The following is a 17,343-nucleotide window of genomic DNA, read 5'->3' as shown; positions in this document are numbered from 1 at the left end:
GTGCGCGGCGCGCACGATCACAAACGCGTAGGGCTCCACAATTGCACCGCGCGGGCGTCCACCGGCTTGGGCAGGAGTTTTTCCTGGTAGAAAGCGTCGGCGATTTTCTGCTGTTCGCCCAACGCGTCCGGCTGCACCGTTTCCACCTTGTAGGTGCGCCGGCTGTTGGCCAGTTCCACGGTCGGCGCATCGAGGTTGCCCCACAGCGGGCCGAGCAGTTTCGCCGCCTCGGCCGGGTGCGCCTTGACCCAGGTACCGGTCTTCTGCAACTCGGCGAACACCTGCTGCAACACCTCCGGATGGGCCTTGGCGTAGTCGTTGGACGCCAGGTAATAGCGCCGGTAACTGGCCAGCCCCTGGCCGTCGTGCAACACCCGCGCGCCCTGCTGGCGCTGGGCGCTGGCGACGAAGGGTTCCCAGGTGACCCAGGCATCGACCTTGGCGGTTTCCAGGGCCGCGCGGCCATCGGCCGGGGTCAGGTACACCGGCTGGATATCGGCGAACCCCAGGCCGGCGTCGCGCAACGCGGCGATCAGCAAGTAATGGCTGCCGGCGGCCTTGGTCACGGCAATGCGCTTGCCCTTGAGGTCGGCCAGGGTCTTGAGGGGTGAGTCCTTGGGAATGACGATGGATTGCGCGGCGGGCGACGGGGTTTCCGTGGCGAAATAGGTCAGCTTGGCGCCGGCGGCCTGGGCGAATACCGGCACGGTGTCGGCGACGTCGGCGCTGATATCGACATTGCCCACGTTCAGCGATTCCGCCAGCGGCAAACCGCTGGTGAACTCGTGCCAGGAGATCTTCACGCCCTGCCCCGCCAGTTGTTTTTCCAAGGTGCCCTGGGCCTTGAGCACCGCCAGCAGGGTCGAGGATTTCTGGTAGCCGATGCGCAGGTCGGTATCGGCCTGGGCATTCAGGGCCATGCCCAGCGCCAGACCGGCCAGGGCGGTGATCGACAAGCTACGACGCAAAGCAAAGGGCAGGCGCATGGGGCGGACCTTCTGGCGGACGGGAAAGTCGCTAAAAGCTAATCGATCTAAGAATTTAAAAATAAATACTTTTTAGGAATTAGCTTAGGTTCGGCCGAAAGCTCTACCTCGACCCTGCCTCCCCTGCGCCCGTGCCGGGCGTGCGCAGCCTGCGGCAGCGGCTACAAAAACCGCGGCTCGCCACGGAGCCTGTAGCCGCTGCCGAGCCCGCGAGGCTGCGAAAAGGCCCGCAGGGCCTTGCTTTGCGATCAGCCATCAGACCTCTATCCACCCCGCTACCGCCGCGCCCGTGCCGGGCGTGCGCAGCCTGAGGCAGCGGCTACAAAAACCGCGGCTCGCCACGGAGCCTGTAGCCGCTGCCGAGCCTGCGAGGCTGCGAAAAGGCCCGCAGGGCCTTGCTTTTCGGCTACCGGCCGCACGGCGTCGAGCCGCCGAACGTTGTAGCTCGCAGGCAAAAGAAGCGGTCCTTTTTCAGGGTCATCGGCGCCACCGCGCAGGGCAGCGCGGCCGGGTTGACCTCGATCGACAACTGCTCGCCCTGCAACTCGCGCGGGTCCAGGTTGATGATGCACAGGCCTTCGCCGCTGCGCAGCGGGAAGCCGACAGCCTGAATGGGCTGGTTGTCCAGCTTCAGCAGCAGAGGGTTTTGCCCAGGCGAAGTACATGCCGTCAGGCTCGGGTGACTGGCCCTGATCCGCACATGGCCGTCATCGTCCGAGGCGGAAAACAACGGGATAAAGAACAGCGACAACAGTTGATGGGAGGCGTGGGTCTCCACGCTCACATACAGCGGGCTGCCCCCGCAGGCCAGCTGGAACGCCGTGCCTTTGTCGAAACCGACAACGCTTGCGTCTTGCCAGCCCCGCGGATTATCGGCCTTCCAGTCATGACCCCATTTGTAATCGATACAACCGCCCAGGCTGAGGGCCAGGGCCAGACAGAGCGCCATCCGGTGCATGCTTCACGCGTCCATGGGAAGAAATCCGCCCAGTGTACGCACCTTGTCGCCGCTGCCAAGCAACGCAAGGCTATATGGCGATCCCCATCATCCTGTAGGAGCAGCCGGTCGACGTTCGATTGCTCGCGATTGGCCAGAGGCCTTAACGCGGGCCGCCGGCTGGACCGCGTTGCGCGCACGTTCATCGCGAGCAAGCTCGCTCCTACAGGTAAGCGTCAAGCGCCTTTGGCCACGGCGTGGGACGCAGCGAGCATTGCCCGCAGCAGCACGGCGCAACCGGCGGCGAGGTCGTCGGGGTCGGCGTTTTCGATTTCGTTGTGGCTGATGCCGCCTTCGCAGGGCACGAAGATCATCCCGGCCGGGCCCAGTTCGGCGACGAAAATCGCGTCGTGGCCGGCGCCGCTGACGATGTCCATATGGGACAGGCCCAAGCCTTGCGCCGCGTCGCGCACGGCATCCACGCAGACCTTGTCGAAATACAGCGGCGGGAAGTCCGCGGTGGGCGTCAGCTCGAAGCTCAGGCCGTGCTCTTCGCAGGTGCTGTCGATCACCTGGCGCACCTCGGCGATCATCGAGTCCAGGCGCGCCGGCTCCAGGTGGCGCAAGTCCAGGGTCATGCGCACTTCGCCGGGAATCACGTTGCGCGAGCCTGGGTAGGCTTGCAGGCAACCCACGGTGCCGCAAGCGTGGGGTTGATGGCCGAGGGCCGCGCGATTGACCGCGGCTACCACAGCAGCGGCGCCCACCAGGGCATCCTTGCGCAGGTGCATCGGGGTCGGGCCAGCGTGGGCCTCGACGCCGCGCAGCTTGAGGTCGAACCATTTCTGGCCCAGGGCGCCGAGCACGATGCCTATGGTTTTCTTTTCGTCCTCGAGGATCGGCCCCTGCTCGATATGCGCTTCGAAGTAGGCGCCGACCTTGTGCCCGCTGACCTGGCGGCTGCCGGCATAACCGATGGCGTTCAACGCAGCGCCGACGCTCACGCCCTCGGCATCGGTCTTGGCCAGGGTGTCTTCCAGGGTGAATTTCTCGGCGAATACCCCGGAGCCCATCATGCACGGCGGGAAGCGCGAACCTTCTTCGTTGGTCCACACCACCACTTCCAGCGGCGCCTCGGTTTCCACCCCGAGGTCGTTGAGGGTGCGCAGCACTTCCACGCCGGCCAGCACGCCGAAGCAGCCGTCGAACTTGCCGCCGGTGGGCTGGGTGTCGATATGGCTACCGGTCATCACCGGCGGCAGGTGCGGGTTGCGCCCCGGGCGGCGGGCGAAGATATTGCCAATGCCGTCGATGCTGACCGTGCAGCCCGCTTCCTCGCACCACTGCACGAACAGGTCGCGAGCCTGGCGGTCGAGGTCGGTCAGGGCCAGGCGACAGACCCCGCCCTTGACCGTGGCCCCGAGCTTGGCCAGTTCCATGAGCGACTGCCACAAGCGGTCGCGGTTGATATGCCGATGGCTGGATTGCAGAACGTCGACGGCAGCGTTCATGGTGATCTCCTCAGGCGTTTCTGGTTGTCGTTGACGAGGGTTGCGCTCGTCTGGAGTCTTGCGGTGTCCGATGGATCGCCCCCCTGTAGGAGCGAGCTTGCTCGCGATGAACGTACAAGCGGCGCGGTCTCTCTAGGGGACTGCGTTATGGCTGACGGCCAATCGCGAGCAAGCTCGCTCCTACAGGGAACGGCCAGCCGTCCCACGGTCATACCGGCGTCTTGGCGCCCGCCGCTTGCGGGCTGCGCATCGTGCACAGGCCGTAATAGATCAGCCCGCCCAACGCCGAGCCGGTGAACCAGCCGTAGCTGTAGAACCAACTGAAGGCGTCGCTGCCCAGGGACAGCAGGGTCAGCACCACCGGCACGCCGAAGGCGATGAAGCCATGCCAGTTCCACGCCGGGTAGACGTCGTCGCGATACAGCCCGGCGAGGTCCAGGCGCTGTTTCTTGATGATGAAATAGTCCACCACCATGATCCCGGCGATCGGCCCCAGCAGGCTGGAGTAGCCCAGCAGCCAGTTGGAATACACGGTTTCCAGGCTGACGTCGGAAACCAGCAGGCCGAGCTTCTTCAGCAGTTCATGGGCCATCAGCGCCAGGCCCACCAACCCGGTGAGGATCACCGCCGTGGTGCGGCCGATCAGCTTGGGCGCGATGTTCTGGAAATCGTTGGTCGGCGAAACGATATTCGCCGCGGTGTTGGTCGAGAGCGTGGCGATAATGATCAGCGCCATGGCCACGGCCACCCAGCCCGGGCTCTGGATATGGCCGATCAGGCTCACCGGGTCGGAGACGGTAACCCCCACCAGCTTCGCCGAGGCGGCGGTCATCACCACCCCCAGCGCGGCGAACAGGAACATGGTCAGCGGCAGGCCGAAGATCTGCCCGAGAATCTGGTCCCGCTGGCTTTTCGCGTAGCGGCTGAAGTCGGGAATATTCAGCGACAGGGTGGCCCAGAACCCCACCATCGCCGTCAGCCCGGCCATGAAGTAGCCGGTGACGCTGGCGCCCTCGGGACGCTTGGGCGGGATCGCCAGCAGCTCGCTCAGGGACACGTTGGGCAAGGCCCACACCAGCAGCCCGATACCGACCGATACCAACAGCGGCGCCGACAGGGTTTCCAGCCATTTGATCGACTCGGCGCCGCGCAGCACCACCCACAGGTTGAGGGTCCAGAACAGCATGAAGCCGATCACCTCGCCGGTGCCGCCCAGGGCCTTCCAGCCGTCGAAGATCGAGCCCAGGAACAGATGGATCGCCAGGCCGCCGAACAGCGTCTGGATGCCGAACCAGCCGCAGGCCACCAGGGCGCGAATCAGGCACGGCACGTTGGAACCGAGGATGCCGAACGACGAGCGCAGCAGCACCGGGAACGGAATGCCGTACTTGGTGCCGGCGAAGGCGTTGAGGGTCAGGGGGATCAGCACCACGATATTGGCCAGCAGGATCGCCAGCAGCGCCTCGCCGACGCTCAAGCCGAAGTAGGCGGTGAGCACCCCGCCGAGGGTGTAGGTGGGGACGCAGATCGACATGCCGATCCACAGGGCGGTGATGTGCCATTTGTTCCAGGTGCGTTCCTGGACCTTGGTCGGTGCGATGTCGTGGTTGTAACGGGGGCTGTCGAGCACGTCGCTGCCGGCGTCCAGCTCGTACAGGCCGGCACGCTCGGTCACTTGGGATCTGTTCTGTTGCATGGCCGCTCCACTGTTTTGATTATTGTGCTCATCAGGCCGGCGGACGATGGGATCGGCGCCAGGCGATGGCCGGAGAACTTACGACTTCCACCCTCCGCGCCAGCGACCTGCGGCGGCACTCAATAAAGGTGCCAACTACGGCCGAAGTCGTTGTCGCGTCGATGCGGAATCCATGTAAACAACTGATGCAATTCAGTTTTATTCGAACAACTTGCAGGTCCTCGGTTAGTTGCCAATTCACTCAGGCCGGGTGTTTGGCAAGTTGTCCGTTCGGTCAGGACCCAAAGCGGTGCACGTTTATTTCTTTACGCTTCCAGCGGTCTTCCCAGCGCCTCCTCAAGCGGCTGATTTGACATAGGAAATCTCGACTATTTTTCGATCCTGTCAAGTGCGTCAAAATGGTTAAGTACCGCACCATTTTGCGGATTTTTATTTTTAATCGTTATATTTCAGTAAGTTATAAACAATATAAGCTTATAAAAAATATTCTTGCTGTTTCTTAAAACTCCGGCTAGTTTTTAATCCTGACACCACTGACAGGATTGATTAAGTTGTCAGCGCGTTCAATAAAAAGTTAGAACCGGCACCAGCCGGTCATGCCTGCGAGGAACTCGGAATGTCTCTGTTGATCCGTGGCGCCACCGTTATTACCCATGATGAAAGTTATAAAGCCGATGTTCTTTGTGCCGACGGCCTGATTAGAGCCATCGGCACTACCCTGGACATTCCCGCAGGCTGCGAAGTGCTCGACGGCAGCGGCCAATACTTGATGCCCGGCGGCATCGACCCCCACACCCATATGCAACTGCCCTTCATGGGCACCGTGGCCAGCGAAGACTTTTTCAGCGGCACGGCGGCGGGCCTGGCGGGGGGCACCACCTCGATCATCGATTTCGTGATTCCCAACCCGCAGCAATCGCTGCTGGAAGCCTTTCACCAGTGGCGCGGCTGGGCCGAGAAGTCCGCCAGCGACTACGGTTTTCACGTCGCCATCACCTGGTGGAGCGAGCAGGTGCGCGAGGAAATGGCCGAGCTGGTGAGCCGGCACGGGGTCAACAGCTTCAAGCATTTCATGGCCTACAAGAACGCGATCATGGCCGCCGACGACACCCTGGTGGCGAGCTTCGAGCGCTGCCTGGAACTGGGCGCGGTGCCCACGGTGCACGCGGAAAACGGCGAGCTGGTCTACCACCTGCAACGCAAGCTGCTGGCCCAGGGCATCACCGGGCCGGAAGCCCACCCGCTGTCGCGGCCCTCGCAAGTCGAAGGCGAGGCCGCCAGCCGCGCCATCCGCATTGCCGAGACCCTGGGCACGCCGCTGTACCTGGTGCATGTCTCGACCCAGGAGGCCCTGGACGAAATCACCTACGCCCGCAGCAAGGGCCAGCCGGTGTACGGCGAAGTGCTGGCCGGGCACCTGCTGTTGGACGACAGCGTGTACCGCGACCCGGACTGGCAGACCGCCGCCGGCTACGTGATGAGCCCGCCCTTCCGCCCTCGCGGGCATCAAGAGGCGCTGTGGCGCGGCCTGCAATCGGGCAACCTGCACACCACCGCCACCGACCACTGCTGCTTCTGCGCCGAGCAGAAAGCCGCCGGCCGCGACGACTTCAGCAAGATCCCCAACGGTACCGCCGGCATCGAGGACCGCATGGCCGTACTCTGGGACGAAGGGGTGAACAGCGGGCGCCTGTCGATGCAGGACTTCGTCGCCCTGACCTCCACCCACACCGCGAAGATCTTCAACCTCTACCCGCGCAAGGGCGCGATCCGCGTCGGCGCCGATGCCGACCTGGTGCTCTGGGACCCGCACGGCACGCGCACCATCTCGGCCAAGACCCACCACCAGCAGGTGGACTTCAACATCTTCGAAGGCAAGACCGTGCGCGGCGTGCCGAGCCACACCATCAGCCAGGGCAAGCTGGTCTGGGCCGACGGCGACCTGCGCGCCGAACGCGGCGCCGGGCGCTACATCGAACGCCCGGCCTACCCGGCGGTGTTCGACCTGCTGAGCAAGCGCGCCGAGTTGCATAAGCCGACGGCCGTCAAACGCTGAGATCGGGGGCTTTGCCCCCTATCGCGAGCGAGCTCGCTCCTACATGAAAACGCATATCCCTGTAGGAGCAAGCTGGCTCGCGATCCGGGCGCCCGCGCCCGGTTGAACACAATGCCCGTCAGAGGCAATCGATAAAAAACCGTGAGGCCCGAACCGTGATCGAGACCCTGAACCACTTGCCCCACCCCACCGAGGACGGCGCCACCCTCGCCGGCCATTTCAGCGACCTGGCACCGCCGCTCAACGCCCGCCAGGCGCACCTGGAAGCTTCGCGCTGCCTGTACTGCTACGACGCGCCGTGCGTCAACGCCTGCCCCAGCGAGATCGACATTCCCTCGTTCATCCGCCATATCCACACCGACAACGTCCAGGGCGCGGCGCAGAAGATTCTCTCGGCGAATATCCTCGGCGGCAGCTGCGCCCGGGTCTGCCCCACGGAGATCCTCTGCCAGCAGGCTTGCGTGCGCAACAACGCCCACGAATGCGCGCCGGTGCTGATCGGCCTGTTGCAGCGCTACGCGGTGGACAACGCGCACTTCGCCGAACACCCCTTCCAGCGCGCCGCCGCCACCGGCAAGCGCATCGCGGTGGTCGGCGCCGGGCCGGCGGGGCTGGCGTGCGCGCACCGCTGCGCCCTGCACGGGCATGAGGTGGTGGTTTTCGAGGCCCGGGAAAAGGCCGGCGGCCTCAACGAATACGGAATCGCCAAGTACAAGCTGGTGGACGACTTCGCCCAGAAGGAGCTGGATTTCCTGTTGCAGATCGGCGGCATCGAGATCCGTCACGGGCAAAAACTCGGCGCCAATCTGAGTCTCAGCGAGCTGCACCAACAGTTCGATGCGGTGTTCCTCGGCCTCGGCCTGGCCGCCAGCAAACAGCTGGGGCTGGCCCATGAAGACGCCCCCGGACTGCTGGCCGCCACCGACTACATCCGCGAACTGCGCCAGGCCGACGACCTCGCGCAACTGCCCCTGGCCGACCGCTGCATCGTCCTTGGCGCCGGTAACACCGCCATCGACATGGCCGTGCAGATGGCCCGCCTCGGCGCCCGCGACGTCAACCTGGTGTACCGCCGCGGCCTCGAAGACATGGGCGCCACCCACCACGAACAAGAGATCGCCAAGGCCAATCAGGTGCGCCTGCTGACCTGGGCCGCGCCCGAGCAAGTACTGCTCGACGCCCAGGGCCAGGTGCGCGGCATGCGCTTCGCCCGTACCCGGCTGGTGGAGGGCCGCCTGCAAACCACCGGGGAAACCTTCGAACTGGCCGCCGACGCCATCTTCAAGGCCATCGGCCAGGCCTTCGACGGCGCCGCGCTGAGCGACCCGCTGGCTCGGGAGCTCAAGCGCGCCGGCGAGCGCATCGAGGTCGACGAGCAACTGCGCACCAGCATCCCCGGGGTCTACGCCGGCGGCGACTGCGTCAGCCTCGGCCAGGACCTCACCGTGCAGGCGGTGCAACACGGCAAGCGGGCCGCCGAGGCCATGCACGCCCAACTCATGCTCAACGTGGAGGCTGCGTAAATGGCCGATCTGTCGATTGTCTTTGCCGGCATCAAAGCCCCCAACCCCTTCTGGCTGGCCTCCGCGCCGCCCACCGACAAGGCCTACAACGTGGTCCGCGCTTTCGAGGCCGGCTGGGGCGGCGTGGTCTGGAAAACCCTCGGGGAAGACCCGGCGGCGGTCAACGTGTCGTCGCGCTACTCGGCGCACTTCGGGCCCAATCGCGAAGTCATGGGCATCAACAATATCGAGCTGATCACCGACCGTTCCCTGGAGATCAACCTGCGGGAAATCACCCAGGTGAAAAAAGACTGGCCGGACCGCGCGCTGATCGTCTCGCTGATGGTGCCCTGCGTCGAGGAGTCGTGGAAACACATCCTGCCGTTGGTGGAAGCCACCGGCGCCGACGGCATCGAACTGAACTTCGGCTGCCCCCACGGCATGCCGGAACGCGGCATGGGCGCGGCGGTGGGCCAGGTGCCGGAGTACGTCGAGCAGGTCACCCGCTGGTGCAAGACCTATTGCGCGCTGCCGGTGATCGTCAAGCTGACGCCGAACATCACCGACATCCGCACCGCGGCCCGCGCCGCCCATCGCGGTGGCGCCGACGCGGTGTCGCTGATCAACACCATCAACTCGATCACCAGCGTCGACCTCGAACGCATGGTCGCCCACCCGATGGTCGGCAGCCAGAGCACCCACGGCGGCTACTGCGGCTCGGCGGTCAAGCCGATCGCGCTGAACATGGTGGCGGAGATCGCCCGCGATCCGCAGACCCGCGGCCTGCCGATCTGCGGCATCGGCGGCATCGGCAACTGGCGCGACGCGGGGGAATTCGTCGCCCTGGGCTGCGGAGCGGTGCAGGTGTGCACGGCGGCGATGCTGCATGGTTTCCGCATCGTCGAAGAAATGAAGGACGGCCTGTCGCGATGGATGGACAGCCAGGGCTACCACAGCCTGCAAGACTTCAGCGGCCGCGCCGTGGGCAACACCACCGACTGGAAGTACCTGGACATCAACTACCAGGTGATCGCCCAGATCGACCAGGACGCCTGCATCGGCTGCGGCCGCTGCCACATCGCCTGCGAAGACACCTCGCACCAGGCCATCGCCAGCCTCAAACAGGCCGACGGCAGCCATAAATACCAAGTGATCGACGCCGAATGCGTGGGCTGCAACCTGTGCCAGATCACCTGCCCCGTGCAGGACTGCATCGACATGGTGCCCCAGGACACCGGCAAACCGTTCCTCGACTGGCAGCATGACCCGCGCAACCCGTATCGCGAGGCGGTTTGAGGTGCGCCGGGGAAATTTCATGGGCTGGACCGACGTCATCGCGAGCAAGCTCGCTCCTACAAGGTACGCAGCATCCTGTAGGAGCGAGCTTGCTCGCGATGGACGCCAACGATGACACCGCACAACCTGACACCCTCCAGCACCGCTACTGTAGCCGCTGCCGAGCCCCAGCGAGGCTGCGTACGAGGACGCAGTCCTCGCCAAACCTGCCCACACGATTTACCAAGAAGAACGCGGTGCCTGGTTTTGCGTCCGCTACGCGGCCGTACGCAGCCTCGCAGGCTCGGCAGCGGCTACAGGTTCCGCGCCGACCGGCAGGTCGCGTTTGGCTCTTGATCTTGATCCACCCCGCCCCGTTCCCAGAGGCCGAGCGCAGGTCTTGCGCAGGGGGCACCTCGGCAGGGATGCCGAGGTAGCCGCGCGGGGCCAGGGATGGCCCCTCGCGGCGGCCCCCGGAGCAAGACCGGAGTGAGGGCATGCCGAGCCTAGGCGAGGCACCGAATGGAGGGGCAAGACCTTTTGGTTACTTTTACGGCGTTTGGTAAAAGTGACTCGCCGTAAGGGCGAAACCCTAAGCCGCCATGACCGCAGCAACGGATATGTACACAACCCAAAAAATGCAGCGCCAGAACCGACGCCATCGCGGGCAAGCCTCGCTCCTACAGTAGACAGTGCAAGGCTCAGGGCTCCAGCCCAATCCCCCGCAGAATCACACTGGTCACGGTCTGCACGGCTTTTTCGAACTGCATATCCGACAACGGCTGATGCTCATTGAGAATACTGATCTGATGGTCGAAATCAGCGTAATGCTGGGTCGACGCCCAAATCATATACAGCAGGCTCGACGGCTCCACCGGCAAAATGCGCCGGTCCTCGACCCACTGGCGAATCTTCGCCTCCTTCATCTTCGCCCAGTCGTACAAGCTGGCATCCAGCGCCTCGCCCAGGGTCGGCGCACCGTGGATGATCTCGTTGGCCCAGACCTTCGAGCCGTGGGGCCGGCTGCGTGAATGGTTCATCTTGGCGCGGATATAACTGCTGAGCACCACCCGCGGGTCGTCGAAGCGCTCGAAGCACAGCGCGTCCTGCTTCCACAATTCCAGCAGGTCCAGCAGCACCGCGCTGTACAGCTCGCTCTTGGTGCTGAAGTAGTAATGCAGGTTGGAACGCGGCAATTGCGCTTGCGCGGCGATATCCGCCATGGCCGTACCGCCAAAGCCCTTTTCGGCGAACACCTGTTCCGCCGCCAGGAGGATTTTTTCGACGTTGCTGCGGCGGATCCCGATCTTGTGATTGCCCATGGGGCCTCCCTGAAAACAGTCTGCCGCCAGACTACCATCCGCCCTCGTACAAAAACGAAACTTCCTGCGCCGCGCTGTTCCCGACAGCGCCTATTGGTTAGGATCGCGGTCCTCCCGATTTCCCGGGAGCCTGAAGTGTTCCGTCCAGGCGTTGATTCGCGACACGGACATGCAGGCCGTCTCCGACGTCGTGCGCCTTGCGCCACGGCTACCTTGCACGCCTCCATGGATCATCCTCATGCCCATTCGCAAACGCCGGCCCGCCGACGACACGCCCCTCGCCGCCCTGTGGGAACGCTCGGTACGGGCGACCCACGACTTTCTCGCCGAAGACGACATCCAGTTGCTCCTGCCCCTGGTGCGCGACGCCTACCTGCCGGCCCTCGAGACCTGGCTGCTGGAACTGGCCGACGGTACGCCGGCCGGTTTTATCGGCACGGCCGGCGACAAGGTGGAAATGCTCTTTATCGAACCGGCCCACCGTGGCCAGGGCGTCGGCCGGCAACTGCTGGACCATGTCCGCGCCCTGCGTCCGCACCTGAGCGTCGACGTCAACGAACAGAACCCCCAGGCCCACGGTTTTTACCGGCACTACGGTTTCGCAGAGATCGGCCGCTCGGAAACCGATGGCCAGGGTCGGCCGTTCCCGATCATTCACATGCGCCTGAAATATCCCGACGCCCCAGCGTCTTGAAATGACCAGGGCCGATGTTTCATCCAACGGCCCTGCCCCGCTCCCTATAATCGACCGGCGCGCCCACTGCCCGCCGCCAACCTAAAAAGGTCCTGCCCCATGCGTCTGAAAAAACTGCTGACCGCCAGCGCCCTGCTGGCTTCCCTGCTCGCCGCTTCCTCCGTCTTCGCCCACGCCCACCTGAAAAGCCAGGTCCCCGCCGCCGACAGCACCGTGGTCGCGCCCAAGGAGCTGCGCCTGGTGTTCTCCGAAGGCGTGGAGGCGGCGTTCACCAAAGTCGAACTGAACAAGGACGGCGCCCCGGTCGAGCTGCAAGCGCTGCGTACCGAAGGCGACGACAAGAAGACCCTGATCGTGACCCCGGGCGCGCCGCTGACCGCCGGCGAATACCAGGTGCAATGGCACGCGGTCTCGGTCGACACCCACACCAGCGAAGGCACTTACCGCTTCAAGGTCGGCCAGTAATTCATGTCGACCCTGCTGGTGCTGTGCCGCTTTGTGCATTTCAGCGTGGTCCTGCTGCTGTTCGGGGCCTGGGTATTCAGGCCTCTGTTGCTCGGCCGTGAAGCCGTTGCCGCGGTGGATTGCCCCCTCGCGCGGCTCAGCCGCTGGCTGGCCTGGATCGCCCTGGCCAGCGGGGTCGGCTGGTTGCTGCTGATCACCGCCAGCATGGCCGGTTCCTGGACCTCGGCGCTGGACCCGGCGACGGTGCAGTTGGTGCTGGGCAAGACTTTTTTTGGCCGGGTGTGGAGCGGGCACCTGCTGCTCAATGCGCTGCTCGCGCTGCTGCTGATCGCTCGTCCGTCCTGGCCCCGGCCGTTGACACTGAGCCTCGCCGCGCTGTTGCTGGCCACCCTGGCGCCGGTGGGCCACGGGGCGATGCTCGACGGCCTCAGCGGCCAGTTGCTGATCCTCAACCAGATCGTGCACCTGGGCTGCGTCAGCCTGTGGCTCGGCGGCTTGCTGGTGCTGCTGATGATTCTGCGGCAACCCGGCGCGCTGCCGTTGGAACGGGTCCTGCTGCGGTTCAGCGGCGTGGGCTACGGGCTGGTGGCGGGTTTGCTGGTCACCGGCCTGATCAATGTGCGGGTACTGACCGGGCAGTTGTGGCCCACGCCGCTGCTGTCGGGCTTTGCCCTGATCTTGCTGATCAAGGTGCTGCTGGTGGTCGCGATGCTCGGGCTGGCCTTGTTCAACCGCCTGCGGATCAGGCATTGCCACGCACGCTTGGCGACCCTGCGCGCCAGTGTCGCCCTGGAATGGTTGCTGGGCCTCGCCGCAGTGGCCGCCGTGTCGCTGCTCGGCACCCTGCCGCCCCTCACCGCCTGACGCCACACCCTTGTAGGAGCAGCCGGTCGACGCTCGATTGCTCGCGAGAGCCGCGAAGCGGCGACTCATCAGCGGGAACGCGTCATCGCTGATGTTTTTCGCGAGCAAGCTCGCGCCTACAGGATGGGCGCATCACTCGGCCTGCGCATCGCCCTCGGCGGCGGTGTCGATGCTGACCACCACCGACATGCCCGGCCGCAGGCGCTCGCTCTGTGCCTGGTCGGGGTCGACGGTGATGCGCACCGGCACGCGCTGGGCGATCTTGACGAAGTTGCCGGTGGCGTTGTCGGCCTGCAACAAGGCGAACTCCGAACCGGTGGCCGGCGAGATGCGCTGCACCCGGCCGTGGAACTTGCGATGGGCGAGCGCATCGACGGTAAAGCTGGCGGGTTGGCCGACCTGCACGTTGTCCATCTGGGTTTCCTTCATGTTGGCGATCACCCAGAGCTGGTTCGGCACCAGCGCCATCAGCTGCGCCCCTGAGTTGACGTAGGCCCCCAAGCGCACGCCGATCTGCCCCAGTTGGCCGTCGCGCGGCGCGGTGATCCGGGTGTTGGACAAATCGATCCGCGCCAGTTGCACCGCCGCCTCGGCATTGGCCACGGCCGCCTCCAGCGAACCGCGATTGACGATCACCGTCTGCAAGTCCTGGCGGGCGATGTCCAGCTGGGCCTGGGCCTGGGCCACCGCGGCGACGGTCTGGGCGTTGGCGGCGCGGGTCACGTCCAGGTCGCGCTGGGACACCGAGCCGTCATTGATCAGCGCCTGGTTGCGCCGCAGGTCGGCGGTGCTCTTGTGCGCCTGGGCCTGGCTGTCGGCCAGCGCCGCCTGGCGCAACTTGATGGTGGCTTCGGCGCTGTTGCGCTGCTGCACCACATTGGCCAGGGAAGCCTTCTGCACCGCCAGCTGGGCCAGGGACTGCTCCAGGCGCTGCTTGTAGATGCGGTCGTCGAGGCGCACCAGCAGATCGCCCTCCTTGACGAACTGGAAGTCCTGCACCGGCACCTCGAACACATAACCGCTGAGCTGCGGCCCGATGATCGTCACCTGGCCGCGCACCAGGGCGTTCTCGGTGCTTTCGACGGCGCTGGAAAACGGCGGCAACTGCCAGGCATAAAGCACGATCAGCACGCCGCTGAGGGCGATCGCGGCAAACCCCAGGGACGAGACGATCCGTACCCGCAGCGAGCGCGGTTCGGTGATCGGCGTGGAAGACGGCGGCGCGCTGCCCTCGGGGGTCGAGGCAATGGCGTTGGTGGTGGTCACGGTCGGTTGGGTCATGAAGAAAGGGCACCGCTGGGTTGGACGGAAGTCGGGGTCGGGGCTGGGCTGGCAACGGCGGGCGCGACCGCCTTGGTCGTGCTCATCAGCCACAGGCTGCGGGTGAAGATCCAGAGCATGGTCAGCACGGCGATCACCGCGATCAGCATGAACACATCGTTATAGGCCAGCACGTTGGCTTCGCGGGTGGCGGCGCTGGCCAGGCTGCGCATGCCTTGCAGCTCGCGGGCCTGCGGGTCGGCGACGACCCGGCCGACGGCCGCGCCGGCGCTCTGCACCCGGCCCAGCACGCGCGGGTCCATCATCACCAGTTGCTCGACGATATGGCTGGAATGGTATTTCTCGCGAACGATCTGGAAGGTCCCCAGCAGCGCCGAGCCGATCAGCCCGCCGAGGCTCTGGCAGATGCCGAACAGCACCGAGAAGCTCACCAGGTTGCGCGGGTTGGTCATGACGTTGCGCGTGCCCAGGACCATGGTCGGGCCGAGGAAAAAGGTCCCGCCGAAGGCCAGCAGGAACTGGCTGAGGTACATGTTGGCCGGGCGCGTGAGGTTGCTGGAGAAACTGTCCATCACCGACCCGACGGCCATCAGCGCCAGGGAGATGATCAGCGGCATCAACAGGTGCGATGGGTTGATGGTCAGCGCGCTGGTGGCCAGGCCGGCGATGCTGCCCAGCAGCATGACCCCGTACAGCAGGCGCATCTGCTGGCTGCTCATGTTCAGCGCCTGGAGAAAGCCCACCGCGCCGGTGGACTGCTCGGACAGCACCATGCGGATCAGGATCACCGCCAGGGCCAGGCGGATCATCGCCCCGCTACCCAGCCAGCGGGTCATCAGCATCGGGTTGCGGCGGTTATGCTCGATGGCCAGGCCCGTGAAGATCAGCACGATGGCGCCAGCGCTGGCGTAGCCGATCCACGGCGCCTCCAGCCACCAGTCGATGCGCCCCAGGGACAGCACCGCGCAGAGCAGCGCGACGCCGCTGGCGAGGATGGCGAAGGTCAGGAAGTCGAGTTTCTCGAAGGTACGAAAGCGATCGCCGGGCGGCAGCTTGAGCATCAGCACGCAGCCCAGGGAGGCCAGCGCCATCCCCAGCTCGAACAGGTACAGGCCACGCCATTCGGCGATCAGCAGCAGGTCTTCGGAAAACAGCCGGGCCAGGGGCAAGGCCAGCTGCGAGGTGCCCAGGCCCAGCACCAGGGCCTTCATCCGCCACTTGGCCGGGAACGCCTGGACCATGTAGTACAGGCCCAGGGAACTCAGGGCCGCGCCGACCATGCCGTGGGCCGCGCGCACGGCGATGGCCGAACTCAGGTCGTTGACGAACAGGTGGCCGAAGGTCACCAGGGCATAGAGCACCAGGAACACTTCGGTGAAGGCGCGCAGGCCGAACTGCTGGCGAAACTTCACCAGCAGCAGGTTCATCGACACGTTGGTCATCACGTAGGCCGCCGGCAACCAGGCCATTTCCGCGGTGGTCGCGCCCAGGGCGCCTTGCAGGTACGGCAGGTTGGCGATCACCAGGGAGTTGCCGAGGCCGCCGGTGAGCGCCACCAGCAGGCCGACCAGGGCATAGGCCAGGCGCTTGTGGGTGGGATGCAGCGGCGTCGAGGGCGAACCGGGCAAGCTGGGCTTTTCGTGGGGTTGCCAGTGGCGCGGGGCGTAGCTATCCATTCAGTGACCTTGTGCTGAGCGCCCCAAAGTCCTTGATCGTCGGGGGCGGTTTTACAAAATGCAGGTGAGTTTGCCGGAAAAGCACGGCTGGCAGGCAAGCGTCATGAAGGATTCTTCAGTTTTTATGGGTAAGACGGAAATGTTCGACAACGGCGATGAGGTTATTTTCCGTGGTGCAACCTAGTGCTCCATGCGCTTACGGAATTCGGAAGGCGTTTCCAGCATTTCATGGCGAAAATGCCGATTGAAATTGGAAAGATTGGCATAACCCACTTCAAAGCAGATGTCGGCGATGGACCGACGAGTTTGCAACAACAGACGGCAAGCACGCTGGATTCGCAGTTTGCGGGTCAGGTCGACGAAGGTGTGGCCGGTGGTGCGTTTGAAAAAACGCGAGAACGCCGGCTCGCTCATGTCCAGACGGCGGGCGATCACCGACATGCGCAACTCCTCGCTCAAATCCTGGTGGATGTAGTCGAACACCTGGCTCATGCGCGCGGTGGTCAGGCCATCGAGCAGCGGCGCGTATTGCTGGCTGGCCAGCAGGCGGCAGTCTGCGGCGGGTGCGTTGTCGAGGACGTCCAACAGCGAAAGGAACAACCAGAGCCGCTTCAGGCCGCTGCTTTGACCGATGGCCTCCAGCAGTTCGCGGGCCTGGCGCTGAGTGGCGCCGGCAAACTCGATGCCCTGCCGGGCCCGGGTGAACAGGCCTTGCAGATCGCCCAGTTCAGGCAGGGTTTCGCGCAGCTTGAGCAAACTGTCGCCGTCGAACTGCAACACCGCATCGCGCCCGGGAATGCATTCGCCAGGCGCCAGGTCGATGCTCCAGTCATGGGGTAGCCCGGGACCGATCAGCGCCAGATGGCCGGCCTCGAAGTGACCGATATAGTCCCCGGCGAAAAATCGCCCGCAGCCCTGGCGGATCAGGTGAATCTCGAACTGCGGATGATGGTTCCAGCGAGCCAGCTCGAAGGGATAGTCATGCTCGTACCAGCGGAAGCTGTGTTGCGGCTCGGTGAAGATCACTTCAAGTTCGGACGGCCTTTGGGCCTTGTTCTTGTTATCCATCACCGCGCTG

The 17,343-nt window shown here is 64.9% G+C and carries 14 protein-coding genes; 6 read left to right on the top strand and 8 right to left on the bottom strand.

The window, feature by feature from the left end; genetic code table 11:
• Positions 1–17 precede the first annotated feature (17 nt).
• The 4 genes from BTN82_RS11540 to BTN82_RS11525 all read right to left on the bottom strand — a co-directional run bounded on the left by BTN82_RS11540 (position 18) and on the right by BTN82_RS11525 (position 5,130).
• Entirely contained in the window at positions 18–986 is a 969-nt protein-coding gene (locus BTN82_RS11540) for an aliphatic sulfonate ABC transporter substrate-binding protein (RefSeq protein WP_075119247.1), read from the bottom strand.
• Between the two features lie 406 nt (positions 987–1,392).
• Positions 1,393–1,944 (bottom strand): hypothetical protein, encoded by a 552-nt coding sequence (locus BTN82_RS11535; RefSeq protein ID WP_075119246.1) that lies wholly within the window; start codon positions 1,942–1,944, stop codon positions 1,393–1,395.
• 215 nt (positions 1,945–2,159) lie between these two features.
• On the bottom strand, positions 2,160–3,434 hold the full coding sequence (locus BTN82_RS11530) for a Zn-dependent hydrolase (protein ID WP_075119245.1): 1,275 nt from the start codon (positions 3,432–3,434) through the stop codon (positions 2,160–2,162).
• Between the two features lie 208 nt (positions 3,435–3,642).
• Positions 3,643–5,130, bottom strand: a complete 1,488-nt coding sequence (locus BTN82_RS11525) for an NCS1 family nucleobase:cation symporter-1 (protein ID WP_075119244.1) — start codon at positions 5,128–5,130, stop codon at positions 3,643–3,645.
• Between the two features lie 616 nt (positions 5,131–5,746).
• On the opposite strand from BTN82_RS11525, the gene hydA reads away from it, so the two are divergent.
• The 3 genes from hydA (at position 5,747) to preA (ending at position 9,984) form a co-directional block, all read left to right on the top strand.
• Positions 5,747–7,186 (top strand): dihydropyrimidinase, encoded by a 1,440-nt coding sequence (hydA, locus tag BTN82_RS11520; protein ID WP_075119243.1) that lies wholly within the window; start codon positions 5,747–5,749, stop codon positions 7,184–7,186.
• Between the two features lie 155 nt (positions 7,187–7,341).
• Positions 7,342–8,709 (top strand): NAD(P)-dependent oxidoreductase, encoded by a 1,368-nt coding sequence (locus tag BTN82_RS11515; protein WP_075119242.1) that lies wholly within the window; start codon positions 7,342–7,344, stop codon positions 8,707–8,709.
• On the top strand, positions 8,710–9,984 hold the full coding sequence (preA, locus tag BTN82_RS11510) for an NAD-dependent dihydropyrimidine dehydrogenase subunit PreA (protein WP_075119241.1): 1,275 nt from the start codon (positions 8,710–8,712) through the stop codon (positions 9,982–9,984). It begins immediately after the preceding gene.
• A 680-nt stretch (positions 9,985–10,664) separates the two neighbouring features.
• Here the strand turns inward: preA and BTN82_RS11500 are convergent.
• Complete coding sequence (locus BTN82_RS11500) at positions 10,665–11,285, bottom strand: TetR/AcrR family transcriptional regulator (RefSeq protein ID WP_075119240.1); 621 nt, start codon at positions 11,283–11,285, stop codon at positions 10,665–10,667.
• 238 nt (positions 11,286–11,523) lie between these two features.
• Here BTN82_RS11500 and BTN82_RS11495 point away from each other — a divergent pair, with 238 nt between their 5' ends.
• The 3 genes from BTN82_RS11495 to copD all read left to right on the top strand — a co-directional run bounded on the left by BTN82_RS11495 (position 11,524) and on the right by copD (position 13,308).
• Positions 11,524–11,979, top strand: coding sequence for an acetyltransferase (locus BTN82_RS11495; RefSeq protein ID WP_075119239.1), 456 nt, complete (start codon positions 11,524–11,526; stop codon positions 11,977–11,979).
• Between the two features lie 99 nt (positions 11,980–12,078).
• Complete coding sequence (copC, locus tag BTN82_RS11490) at positions 12,079–12,444, top strand: copper homeostasis periplasmic binding protein CopC (RefSeq protein WP_075119238.1); 366 nt, start codon at positions 12,079–12,081, stop codon at positions 12,442–12,444.
• A gap of 3 nt (positions 12,445–12,447) precedes the next feature.
• A complete protein-coding gene (copD, locus tag BTN82_RS11485; RefSeq protein ID WP_075119237.1) occupies positions 12,448–13,308 on the top strand; it encodes a copper homeostasis membrane protein CopD in 861 nt (286 codons plus the stop codon).
• A 132-nt stretch (positions 13,309–13,440) separates the two neighbouring features.
• On the opposite strand, the gene BTN82_RS11480 is transcribed toward copD, so the two are convergent.
• The 3 genes from BTN82_RS11480 to BTN82_RS11470 form a co-directional block, all read right to left on the bottom strand.
• Positions 13,441–14,589, bottom strand: a complete 1,149-nt coding sequence (locus BTN82_RS11480) for an HlyD family secretion protein (RefSeq protein ID WP_075119236.1) — start codon at positions 14,587–14,589, stop codon at positions 13,441–13,443.
• The gene (locus BTN82_RS11475) at positions 14,586–16,265 is read right to left on the bottom strand and encodes an MFS transporter (protein ID WP_075119235.1); all 1,680 of its coding nucleotides are present in this window, start codon (positions 16,263–16,265) and stop codon (positions 14,586–14,588) included. Before BTN82_RS11475 ends, BTN82_RS11480 begins: the two co-directional genes overlap by 4 nt.
• Before the next feature lie 180 nt (positions 16,266–16,445).
• Entirely contained in the window at positions 16,446–17,333 is an 888-nt protein-coding gene (locus BTN82_RS11470; protein ID WP_075119234.1) for a helix-turn-helix domain-containing protein, read from the bottom strand.
• Positions 17,334–17,343: the final 10 nt, after the last annotated feature.

Source organism: Pseudomonas chlororaphis (genome assembly GCF_001921865.1).
In the GTDB taxonomy this organism is placed as follows: Bacteria; Pseudomonadota; Gammaproteobacteria; order Pseudomonadales; family Pseudomonadaceae; genus Aquipseudomonas; species Aquipseudomonas chlororaphis_D.
The sequence above is the reverse complement of the archived record's forward strand: the minus strand, read 5'-3'. Positions and strand labels throughout refer to the sequence as shown.

Excerpts from the sequence above, each read along its gene's own strand:
- BTN82_RS11480 (WP_075119236.1), bottom strand. The coding sequence starts at position 14,589 with ATGACCCAACCGACCGTGACCACCACCAACGCCATTGCCTCGACCCCC.
- BTN82_RS11535 (WP_075119246.1), bottom strand. The coding sequence starts at position 1,944 with ATGCACCGGATGGCGCTCTGTCTGGCCCTGGCCCTCAGCCTGGGCGGT.
- preA (WP_075119241.1), top strand. The coding sequence starts at position 8,710 with ATGGCCGATCTGTCGATTGTCTTTGCCGGCATCAAAGCCCCCAACCCC.
- copD (WP_075119237.1), top strand. The coding sequence starts at position 12,448 with ATGTCGACCCTGCTGGTGCTGTGCCGCTTTGTGCATTTCAGCGTGGTC.
- BTN82_RS11495 (WP_075119239.1), top strand. The coding sequence starts at position 11,524 with ATGCCCATTCGCAAACGCCGGCCCGCCGACGACACGCCCCTCGCCGCC.
- BTN82_RS11470 (WP_075119234.1), bottom strand. The coding sequence starts at position 17,333 with ATGGATAACAAGAACAAGGCCCAAAGGCCGTCCGAACTTGAAGTGATC.
- BTN82_RS11525 (WP_075119244.1), bottom strand. The coding sequence starts at position 5,130 with ATGCAACAGAACAGATCCCAAGTGACCGAGCGTGCCGGCCTGTACGAG.
- BTN82_RS11500 (WP_075119240.1), bottom strand. The coding sequence starts at position 11,285 with ATGGGCAATCACAAGATCGGGATCCGCCGCAGCAACGTCGAAAAAATC.
- BTN82_RS11475 (WP_075119235.1), bottom strand. The coding sequence starts at position 16,265 with ATGGATAGCTACGCCCCGCGCCACTGGCAACCCCACGAAAAGCCCAGC.
- copC (WP_075119238.1), top strand. The coding sequence starts at position 12,079 with ATGCGTCTGAAAAAACTGCTGACCGCCAGCGCCCTGCTGGCTTCCCTG.
- BTN82_RS11540 (WP_075119247.1), bottom strand. The coding sequence starts at position 986 with ATGCGCCTGCCCTTTGCTTTGCGTCGTAGCTTGTCGATCACCGCCCTG.
- hydA (WP_075119243.1), top strand. The coding sequence starts at position 5,747 with ATGTCTCTGTTGATCCGTGGCGCCACCGTTATTACCCATGATGAAAGT.
- BTN82_RS11530 (WP_075119245.1), bottom strand. The coding sequence starts at position 3,434 with ATGAACGCTGCCGTCGACGTTCTGCAATCCAGCCATCGGCATATCAAC.